The following is a 9697-nucleotide window of genomic DNA, read 5'->3' as shown; positions in this document are numbered from 1 at the left end:
CTGTCGTAGACAATATTATCACGGCCTCAGAACGCTTGGCGGCCGAGATGAAAATTCTCGACGGCGAGAGCCATATACTGCTAACCAACGAGCTTCGCCCTCCATTAGTGGACAAGCAGGCGAGGGTTCAGGCGCTTCAAAATCGCCTAGAAAAGGCATTCGAAGACGTATCGAACAATCGCTCGCAGGGCGACGAAAAGCAGGCGCTACTTGATTTGGCCAGCCGCTTTGAGGAAGAGGCTCGCGCTGATTCGGATATGGTGGTGATATTTGGTGACGAAGACCCGGTCCATCCCGAATTGGAGGGTTGTTCGGATGCTATCCATGTTTGGGCAATCGGTGCGATACTCCTCGGCTCCGGATCCGAGCGGCTGACTCGCGATCCAAAGCGGAGACTGGCAAAATCTTTGGTGCAACTCACTTCCATCTTACTTCATCGCATACTCAAATCTTTTCCTAAGGTCAGCTTCGAGAAATTTAAGGCACGTTTCAGCAACGATGAAGAGCTCAAGAAAATCTTTGGAACCGCGGACAGCAAACTGACTGGTGATTTCAGAGAATACGTTGATGTCTTGCTTGATGCATACGAGTTTTCGCTGTTGTCGTCTCCCGTTAGGATGATGTTCGATAACCTAAGCAATTCGGCAGGCCAGCCCGTATTGCGAACTAGCGTTTCGAACATCGAGATCGAGGGTCAGGTAGAAAACCTCATTGCTCGCGTCTGGAGCGCGGAAATGGACGCATCAAAGGAGCGGAGTTCCTTATTGGAGGCTATTTCAAAGCTGCCACCATTCCCGTTTCTACGGATCACATTGTCGAGCTACTTTATAGTGCGGGTTTTTTGGAGCCATTGGGACAGGCGAAATCGATTCGCACTGTTGGACGCAGCCGAAGAAACGCTTCGGCCCTTAAGCCAGGGTATCGATAAGGGACGTCTAAAGCGGATGATCGCTAAAGAAGTCGATGAATCTGGTTCGGCTTCGATAGATTAAGATCATCGCCGATCTTCAAACCAACCGCGGCAACCACCCCAGGCCGCGATTTCAACAACTCTACGCTTGACGCTCTTGCCGGGATCCTACTGATGTCGGTCGACGGGACGTGATTTCAGAGAGAGATTCGGCTCCGACCCGATACCTCGCGTCCGGCCCCGGATCAATGCCTCCCCTCCATCATTCGACGGTCGAATGGTGGCTGGCGACATGGTCGATCAGTGGCGCAAGCGCAAGCGGACTAATGGCGATGCCCGAAATCCAGAAGCACAAATCGTAGTTTTCGTCGCCCATGTCATCGGGGCACTGAGTATCGACGATCCGCTGTCTGCATATGCGAACCCAACTCGCCACACTCCCAATGACTCAAGCGCATGGCGAAGCACCGCCTCCTGTTCCGGAGAGAGCTTTCTCAAGGCCGGCGAGCGGTGTTTCCAATCAATCCTCTCATCGCACCAAGTCGTACATAGCGCGCATTCCTATTGCGGCCTCGCGGCGCGATGCTTGAGCCCCTGCAGAACAGCGGAGAAAGCCAATGACGCCCACGAAGCTGCTGGTTGGGCAGATCACCGTCGTCTTCGCCATCGTCGTTCTTGGCGTATGGGCGGCAACGCAATGGTGCGCCCACATGCTGGCCCATCAGCCTCCACTCGGCGCGCCATGGTTTCTTGTTGTCGGCTGGCCGATCTACAAGCCTTGGAAACTGTTCGAATGGTGGTTCCAATTCGACGCCTATGCGCCGGAGGCCTTCGACAAGGCCGGTATGCTTGCAGGCGCCAGTGGGTTCGTGGGCTGTGCCGCCGCGATCGCCGGATCGATCTGGCGCGCGCGGCAGCGCGGACTGGTCACCACCTATGGCTCCTCCCGATGGGCCGCGACTCGGGAGATCGAGAGGGCAGGGCTGTTTCGGCCGGCCGGCGTTTTTCTTGGCAAGCTGCAGGATCGCTATCTGCGCCATGACGGGCCGGAGCACGTCATGGCCTTTGCCCCGACACGTTCGGGCAAGGGCGTCGGACTAGTTGTTCCGACGCTTCTTGCCTGGACCGATTCGGCCGTCATTCACGACATCAAAGGCGAGAATTGGCAGCTAACCTCCGGCTGGCGATCCAAGTTCTCGTACTGCCTTCTGTTCAATCCGACTGATCCAAGGTCGGCGCGGTATAATCCTCTACTGGAAGTGCGCAAGGGACCGAACGAGGTCCGCGACGTCCAGAACATCGCCGACATCCTCGTCGATCCTGAAGGTGCGTTGGAGCGGCGGAACCATTGGGAGAAGACCAGTCATTCACTTCTGGTCGGCGCCATCTTGCACGTGCTCTACGCCGAAGAGGAAAAGACGCTTGCTCGCGTCGCCACCTTCCTGTCCGATCCGCAGCGCTCATTTGCAGCAACGCTGCAGCGGATGATGACAACTAACCACCTAGGCGCTGCGGATAAGCCCCAAGTCCATCCGGTCGTAGCTTCAGCAGCGCGTGAGGTGCTGAACAAGTCTGAGAACGAGCGTTCAGGTGTTCTTTCGACTGCCATGTCGTTTCTCGGGCTCTATCGCGATCCAACAGTGGCCGCGGCAACATCGGCCTGCGACTGGCGCATTTCCGATCTGATGGATGCCGAGCGACCGCTGTCGCTCTATCTGGTCGTGCCGCCATCCGACATCTCGCGCACAAAGCCGCTGGTGCGACTGGTGCTTAATCAGATCGGCAGGCGGCTGACGGAGCGGCTGGAGGGCGACCCAAAGAAGAGCCGTAAGCATCAACTGCTCATGATGCTGGATGAATTTCCGGCGCTCGGGCGTCTCGATTTTTTCGAGACGGCGCTCGCCTTCATGGCCGGATACGGCATCCGCGCCTATCTGATCGCGCAATCCTTGAATCAGATCTCAAAAGCTTATGGCGAGAACAACGCCATTCTCGACAATTGCCATGTGCGGATTGCCTTTTCCTCCAATGACGAGCGCACGGCCAAGCGTATCTCGGACGCGCTCGGTACGGCGACGGAACTCAGATCCATGCGCAACTATGCCGGCCATCGGCTGGCCCCCTGGCTTTCGCACGTCATGGTGAGCCGCCAGGAAACCGCACGGCCGCTGCTGACGCCCGGCGAGGTGATGCAGTTGCCGCAGGAAGACGAACTGGTACTGGTTTCGGGGTTGCCGCCGATCCGCGCGAAGAAGCTGCGCTATTACCAGGATCAGAATTTCACCGAGAGGGTGCTGCCTTCGCCAGTGCTGCAAGACGGTACCTACGCCGATCGGCCAGCGCCGCGCCCGGACGATTGGAGCGGACAGGTACGCAGCGTCGACCGCCGTCTTGCCGCCTAGGACGAAAGCGCTGGTGCCGCAATCGAAGACGACGGAGGCGTTCAGCAGCAGCGTCATCCAGGTCTGCCCGAAGAACACAGCGTCGTTGCCCAAGAGCCTGATGAGAGCGATCTGCTCAACCCCGCTGACGATGATAGCGAGACGGTCGCCGACAAGCGCGTCATGGATCGGATTTCCATCGCGGCGCGCGCCTATGGCATCAATGAAGGAATGGGCGACGACAAGGACATCGTGCCCGGCTTCTGAGCTCGGCTGCATAGGCGCATTTCAGCGTAGATAACGGCCGTAAGCTATTTCGGGGATCTCGATAATGCTTGGTCCGCACCCGGCGCAGCAGCGCCGGCCAGTTGGAATGAGCCGCATGAAGCCGCACCGCATTCGTCATCAGTTTCTGCTTGAGCCCCAATTGAGCGAGAAGCTGGAGAAGCTCAGCCGCAATCCCTCGACCACCAAATCAGCAGTCGTGGCGAACGGTCGAGGCCTTTATCGAGCGGCGTGGGGAGAATGAACTCGACCAGCGCTACGGCAAGAGGCTCGACCGTCTTTCCCGGGACCTCGGACATGTCAGGCGCGATGTCGAGATGATCCTGGAGAGCTTGGCGCTCTTCATCCGCTTTTCCATCACCCTTCATGCTCACACGCCGGTACCGGATAAGGCGACGCAAGCGATTGCCCAGGAGCGCTTCGACAAATTCGTCGAGCAGGTCGGCCGCCAGATCGCTTCCGCCAAACGCTCGCTTGGTGGCGACAATGGCGGGGGAGAGGAACAATGAGTTCTCATCCGGAAGCCGACCATCGCCGCCGTGCCATGCTGCGCACTGCCATGGGGCCGGCGATCACCGAAGCCCTTGCCGAACCATCCGTCATCGAGGTGATGGTCAATCCCGACGGTGCGCTGCGGCTCGACCGGCTGGGCGAGGGCCGAGTCAATACCGGCGTGCATATGCACCATTCCGAGGCGGAACGCATCATCCGCCTGGTCGCCTCCCATGTGCGGGTCGAGGCGCATGCGGACAATCCGATTGTCAGTGCCGAACTGCCGTCGGGCGAGCGCTTCGAGGGTCTGCTGCCGCCGGTCGTGCTCGCGCCATGCTTTGCCATCCGTAAACCAGCGGCAAAGCTCTACACGCTGGCCGACTATGTCGCGGACCGGATCATGCTGCCGCTGCAGGTCGATGCGCTCAAGAGGGCCGTTCGCGAGCGGCGCAACATCCTGGTCGCCGGCGGCACGTCGTCGGGCAAGACAACGCTTGCCAATGCGCTGCTGGCGGAGATCGCAGAATGCGACGAGCGGGTGATCCTATCGAGGACACGCGCGAGCTGCAATGCAAGGCGAAGGACTGCGTTGCCTTGAGGACGAGGCGCGGATCCGTCACGCTCGCCGATCTCGTGCGCTCAACGCTGCGGCTCAGGCCCGACCGCATCATCGTTGGTGAAGTCAGAGGTGCGGAAGCCCTCGACATGCTGAAGGCATGGAACACCGGGCACCCCGGCGGCATCGCCACGGTTCACGCCAATTCGGCGCGCTCTGCCCTCTACCGTATCGAGCAGCTCGCACAGGAAGCAGTCGTCACCGTTCCGCGCCGCCTCATCGCCGATGCCGTCGACCTGATCGTCTTCATCGCCGGCCGCGGATCCTCGCGCCGCATTGAGGCGATCGCCGAGGTCGCCGGCCTCGACGGCAGCGGCGATTACGCCGTCACCCAACTCACGCTCCCGCAACTTCAGCAACTTTGAAAGGTCACTTCCATGCGCAATAAGCTTCGCTTTCTTTCGTCCACCGCGCTCGCGTTTTTTCTCACGGCCCCGGCTTACGCGGCCGGCTCCGGCATGCCCTGGGAACAGCCGCTGCAGCAGATCCTGGAATCGGTGCAGGGGCCGGTCGCGAAGATCGTCGCAGTGATCATCATCATCACTACCGGCCTGACACTCGCCTTCGGAGACACGGCAGGTGGATTCCGTCGACTGATCCAGATCGTCTTCGGTCTGTCGATCGCCTTCGCGGCATCGAGCTTCTTCCTCTCCTTCTTCTCGTTTGGCGGCGGAGCGCTCGTCTGATGGCAAGCGGAGAGCAGCATATCGAGGGCTTTGAAGTCCCCGTTCACCAGGCCCTGACCGAACCGATCCTGCTGGGCGGTGCGCCGCGAGCGGTGGCGATCCTCAATGGCACGGTGGCCGCCGCCATCGGCCTTGGCTTGCAGCAGTGGATTGCCGGGCTGGTGCTCTGGATCGCGGGACACACGCTCGCGGTCTTTGCCGCAAGACGCGATCCGGACTTCGCCGGCGTGCTTGTCCGTCATCTTCGTCAGAAGGGTTGGTTTGGATGCTGAATCTTTCAGAATATCGCAGCAAAGCCGAAAGGCTTGCCGACCATCTGCCCTGGGCCGCATTGGTCGCGCCCGGCATCGTGCTCAACAAGGACGGCAGCTTTCAGCGGACCATCCGGTTCCGCGGGCCCGATCTCGAAAGCGCGACGGAAGCTGAACTTGTCGGCATCTGCGCGCGGGCGAACAATGCGCTGAGAAGGCTCGGCTCCGGCTGGGCATTGTTCTTCGAGGCCGAGCGCATCGAAGCGCTGGACTATCCGAGCTCGCGTTTTCCCGACGCAGCGTCATGGCTGGTCGACGAAGAACGGCGCGCGGCGTTCGAGGGCAAGGTCGCGCACTTCGAGAGCCGCTATCACCTGACCTTGCTGTTCATGCCGCCGCCGGATGGACAGGCGCGGGCGGAAAGCGCGCTCGTCGATGCGCATCGTTCCGACGGCGAAAGAGATTGGCGCCAGGAGCTGGCGCGGTTCGGTGACGAGGCCGATCGTGTCCTGGACCTCCTGTCGGGCTTCATGCCCGAAGTGCGCGCGCTCGAAGATGCAGAGACGCTGACTTATCTCCACGGCACGATCTCGACCCGCCGCCAGCCAGTGGCCGTGCCGGAAACACCGATGTATCTCGACGGCGTTCTGGTCGATGCGGCGCTTACCGGTGGCTTGGAGCCGATGCTGGGCGACCAGCATCTTTGCACGCTCACAATCCTCGGTTTCCCGAACGTCACGCGGCCCGGAATCCTCGATGCACTCAATCATCAGGAGTTCGCCTATCGCTGGATGACGCGCTTCATTCCGCTCGATAAGACGGAAGCCACAAAGACACTGACGCGCTTGCGGCGGCAGTGGTTTGCCAAGCGCAAATCGATTGCGGCCATCCTGCGCGAGGTCGTGACCAATGAACCTGTCCCCCTCCTTGACAGCGATGCCGAGAACAAAGCACTCGATGCCGACGCAGCACTTCAGGCGTTGGGCGGCGATCACGTCGGCTTCGGCTACCTCACCACAACGGTTACGGTGTGGGACGAGGACCGCCAAGCCGCTGCGGAAAAACTTCGCGCGGTCGAACGCATCGTCAACGGACTCGGCTTCACCACAATCCGTGAAAGCACCAATGCGGTCGAGGCGTGGCTTGGCTCGTTGCCCGGTCATGTCTATGCCAACATTCGCCAGCCGCTCGTTCACACGCTGAACCTTGCCCATCTCATGCCGCTGCCGTCGGTGTGGGCCGGCCCCGCGGCGAACGAGCATCTGGCCAAGCTCACCCAGCGAGAGGCTCCGCCGCTTCTGGTTGCCCAGGCCAGCGGGTCGACACCGTTCCGGTTTTCCACCCATGTCGAGGATGTCGGCCATATGTTGGTGGTTGGTCCGACCGGTGCCGGCAAGTCGGTTCTGCTTGGCCTGATTGCTCTGCAGTTCCGAGGCTATGCCGGCGCGCAGGTGTACGTGTTCGACAAGGGCAATTCCGCGCGCGCCGCAACGCTTGCCATGGGTGGAGTGCACCACGCGCTGGGCGCCGTCAGCACGTCTGCCTTTCAGCCGCTGCGCAACATCAACAAGCAGGTCATCCGCACCTGGGCAGCAGAATGGATCACCGGCCTCATTGCCCATGAGAACGTCACCGTTACGCCGGAGGTGAAGGAGGCGATCTGGTCGGCACTGACCAGCCTTGCCACCGCGCCGGCGCAGGAACGTACGCTGACCGGCCTGTTGGTCCTGCTTCAGTCCAATGAACTGAAGTCTGCATTGATGCCCTACACGCTGGACGGCCCCTTCGGTCGGCTGCTCGATGCCGATGATGATCGGCTGGCTTTGTCGGATGTGCAGTGTTTCGAGACCGAGGAGCTGATGCTTCAAGAAGGTGCCGTTCTGCCGGTGCTGACCTATCTGTTCCACAGGCTCGAGGAGCGGTTCGACGGCCGGCCGACGCTGCTCATGCTCGATGAGGCGTGGGTCTATCTCGACAACCCGCTTTTTGCCGCCCGCATCCGCGAATGGCTGAAGGTGCTGCGAAAGCGGAACGTGTCGGTTGTCTTCGCGACGCAGTCGCTGGCCGACATTGCTGGCTCTTCGATCGCGCCGGCAATCATCGAGAGCTGTCCACAGCGCATTTTTCTTCCCAATGACCGTGCAGTGGAACCGCAGGCGCGGGCAGCCTACGAGCGCTTCGGTTTGAACGAGCGGCAGATCGGACTGATCGCCCGCGCGACGCCGAAGCGCCACTATTATCTGCAGTCGCGCCGCGGCAACCGTCTCTTCGAACTCGGGCTTGGCCCCATCGCTCTGGCGCTGTGCGGCACCTCCGATCCGGCCACGCAGACCTTGATCGACATCATCCTGTCCGAGCACGGGCAGGACAGCTTTGCCTCCCGTTTCCTGAGCGCGCGCGGCCTCGATTGGGCAGCCGAGCTTCTCCAGCAATTCCATCAATCAGACAAGGAGCAATCGTCATGATGCGGCGCCGCCTTCTCACCGGCCTGATCACCGTTTCCCTGATCGCCAAACCGATGGCCGACTACGTCCAGCCGGCCTCCGCCCTGATCGTGTTCGATCCGTCGAACTATGCTCAGAACGTGCTAACGGCGGCACGCTCGCTGGAGCAGATCAACAACCAGATCCAGTCGCTGCAGAACCAGGCGACCATGCTGCAGAACATGGCGCGCAACCTTCAGCGTCTGGACTTTTCCTCGGTTGGTCAACTCACCGGCGCGCTCCATCGCGTCGACGGGCTGATGGAGCAGGCGAGCGGGCTGAGCTTTGATCTCGACCAGCTTCAAGACCAGTGGCGCAAGCAATATCCGGAAAGCTACGACGCCGCGATCAAGGTCAGCGACGTGGCGAGCGCCGCACGCGATCGCTGGCAGAGCGCGATGCAGGCATTCCGCCAGACCATGGGCGTCCAGTCACAGATTGTCGAGAACGTCCGTGCCGATGGCGACCTGCTTGCCGATCTCGTCAACCGCAGCCAGGGCGCGGCCGGTTCGCTTCAGGCAAGCCAGGCCACCAACCAGCTGATCGCCCTCTCCACCAAGCAGCAGATGCAGATCCAGACGCTGCTCGCGACGCAGTTTCGGGCTGAGGCCGAGGATGCGGCGCGCAAGGCGCAGTCCGAGGAAGCCGCCCGCGAGACCACGCGGCGCTTCCTCGGCTCCGGCACGGCCTATTCCGGCAACTGACAAGCATCTCTTCGAACGAGGAAGGCGGCGGCATGAACGACCTCGGCGTCATCGATCGCTTCATGGAGACCTTCATCCGCTATATTGATAGCGGGTTCGGCCTGCTTTCGGGCGACGTCGCCTTCCTCACCACGATCCTGATCGGCATCGACATCACACTGGCAGGCCTGGCCTGGGCGCTCGGCGGCGAACCCAATATCCTCGGGCGGCTCATCCGGAAGGTGCTCTATGTCGGCGTCTTCGCCTTCATCCTGAACAATTTCAAGAATCTCGCCGACATCATCTACCGCTCATTTGCGGGCCTCGGCGTAAACGCGTCCTCTGGCAACCTTTCCGCCGACAGTCTCCTGCGCCCCGGCCGCATTGCCGCGACTGGCTTCGAGGGCGCCTGGCCGCTGCTCGATCAGGTAAGCCAGCTTCTTGGCTTCCCTGAGTTCTTCGGCAACGCGCTCACCATCTTCGTGCTGCTTGTGGCCTGGTTCCTGGTCATCATCGCCTTCTTCATTCTTTCCATCCAGCTCTTCATCACCATCCTGGAGTTCAAGCTCACGACGCTGGCCGGTTTCATTCTGGTGCCTTTCGCACTGTGGAATCGGTCGGCCTTTCTGGCCGAGCGCGTGCTCGGCAATGTGATCTCATCGGGCATAAAGGTCATGGTGCTCGCCGTCATCGTCGGCATCGGCTCCACGCTGTTCGGCGAGTTCGCTTCCGCGCTGCAAGGCAAGGAGCCGGATCTGGCCGCTGCCATGGCACAGGTGCTGGGCGCGCTGGCGTTGCTAGGGCTCGGCATCTTCGGGCCTGGGATCGCCTCAGGCCTTGTCTCTGGCGCACCGCAGCTTGGCGCGGGCGCCGCACTCGGAACCACGGCGGCCGCCGCCGGTGCTTCGCT

General features: G+C 61.2%; 9 protein-coding genes and 1 pseudogene. All 10 read left to right on the top strand.

What is annotated here, in order from left to right:
• Positions 1-992, top strand: a 992-nt coding sequence (locus E5W87_RS29440; protein ID WP_292405589.1) for a hypothetical protein, incomplete at its 5' end; no start/stop codon positions are given.
• 535 nt (positions 993-1527) lie between these two features.
• A complete protein-coding gene (locus E5W87_RS29435) occupies positions 1528-3312 on the top strand; it encodes a conjugal transfer protein TraG (protein WP_292405586.1) in 1785 nt (594 codons plus the stop codon).
• A 352-nt stretch (positions 3313-3664) separates the two neighbouring features.
• A complete protein-coding gene (locus E5W87_RS29430) occupies positions 3665-3820 on the top strand; it encodes a hypothetical protein (protein ID WP_292405583.1) in 156 nt (51 codons plus the stop codon).
• 73 nt (positions 3821-3893) lie between these two features.
• A complete protein-coding gene (locus E5W87_RS29425; RefSeq protein ID WP_292405580.1) occupies positions 3894-4085 on the top strand; it encodes a hypothetical protein in 192 nt (63 codons plus the stop codon).
• Positions 4082-5049: pseudogene (gene trbB / locus E5W87_RS29420) on the top strand (P-type conjugative transfer ATPase TrbB). The gene E5W87_RS29425 and the pseudogene trbB overlap by 4 nt, the downstream one beginning before the upstream one ends.
• Positions 5050-5061: 12 nt before the next feature.
• A complete protein-coding gene (locus E5W87_RS29415) occupies positions 5062-5370 on the top strand; it encodes a TrbC/VirB2 family protein (RefSeq protein WP_292405578.1) in 309 nt (102 codons plus the stop codon).
• Positions 5370-5642, top strand: a complete 273-nt coding sequence (locus E5W87_RS29410) for a VirB3 family type IV secretion system protein (protein ID WP_292405575.1) — start codon at positions 5370-5372, stop codon at positions 5640-5642. Before E5W87_RS29415 ends, E5W87_RS29410 begins: the two co-directional genes overlap by 1 nt.
• Positions 5636-8086 (top strand): conjugal transfer protein TrbE, encoded by a 2451-nt coding sequence (gene trbE / locus E5W87_RS29405; RefSeq protein ID WP_292405572.1) that lies wholly within the window; start codon positions 5636-5638, stop codon positions 8084-8086. The genes E5W87_RS29410 and trbE overlap by 7 nt, the downstream gene beginning before the upstream one ends.
• Positions 8083-8808: a P-type conjugative transfer protein TrbJ gene (gene trbJ, locus E5W87_RS29400; RefSeq protein ID WP_292405570.1), complete on the top strand. Its 726-nt coding sequence runs from the start codon at positions 8083-8085 to the stop codon at positions 8806-8808. The genes trbE and trbJ overlap by 4 nt, the downstream gene beginning before the upstream one ends.
• A 32-nt stretch (positions 8809-8840) precedes the next feature.
• Positions 8841-9697 (top strand): P-type conjugative transfer protein TrbL (gene trbL / locus E5W87_RS29395; protein ID WP_292405567.1); only part of this gene is annotated, 857 nt, incomplete at its 3' end.

This window comes from Mesorhizobium sp., from assembly GCF_004962925.1.
GTDB lineage: Bacteria > Pseudomonadota > Alphaproteobacteria > Rhizobiales > Rhizobiaceae > Mesorhizobium.
The sequence above is the reverse complement of the archived record's forward strand: the minus strand, read 5'-3'. Positions and strand labels throughout refer to the sequence as shown.

What these genes read in the sequence shown, in the direction of transcription:
- E5W87_RS29415 (WP_292405578.1), top strand. Translation starts at nt 5,062, where the DNA reads ATGCGCAATAAGCTTCGCTTTCTTTCGTCCACCGCGCTCGCGTTTTTT.
- E5W87_RS29425 (WP_292405580.1), top strand. Translation starts at nt 3,894, where the DNA reads ATGATCCTGGAGAGCTTGGCGCTCTTCATCCGCTTTTCCATCACCCTT.
- trbJ (WP_292405570.1), top strand. Translation starts at nt 8,083, where the DNA reads ATGATGCGGCGCCGCCTTCTCACCGGCCTGATCACCGTTTCCCTGATC.
- E5W87_RS29435 (WP_292405586.1), top strand. Translation starts at nt 1,528, where the DNA reads ATGACGCCCACGAAGCTGCTGGTTGGGCAGATCACCGTCGTCTTCGCC.
- E5W87_RS29410 (WP_292405575.1), top strand. Translation starts at nt 5,370, where the DNA reads ATGGCAAGCGGAGAGCAGCATATCGAGGGCTTTGAAGTCCCCGTTCAC.
- E5W87_RS29430 (WP_292405583.1), top strand. Translation starts at nt 3,665, where the DNA reads ATGAGCCGCATGAAGCCGCACCGCATTCGTCATCAGTTTCTGCTTGAG.
- trbE (WP_292405572.1), top strand. Translation starts at nt 5,636, where the DNA reads ATGCTGAATCTTTCAGAATATCGCAGCAAAGCCGAAAGGCTTGCCGAC.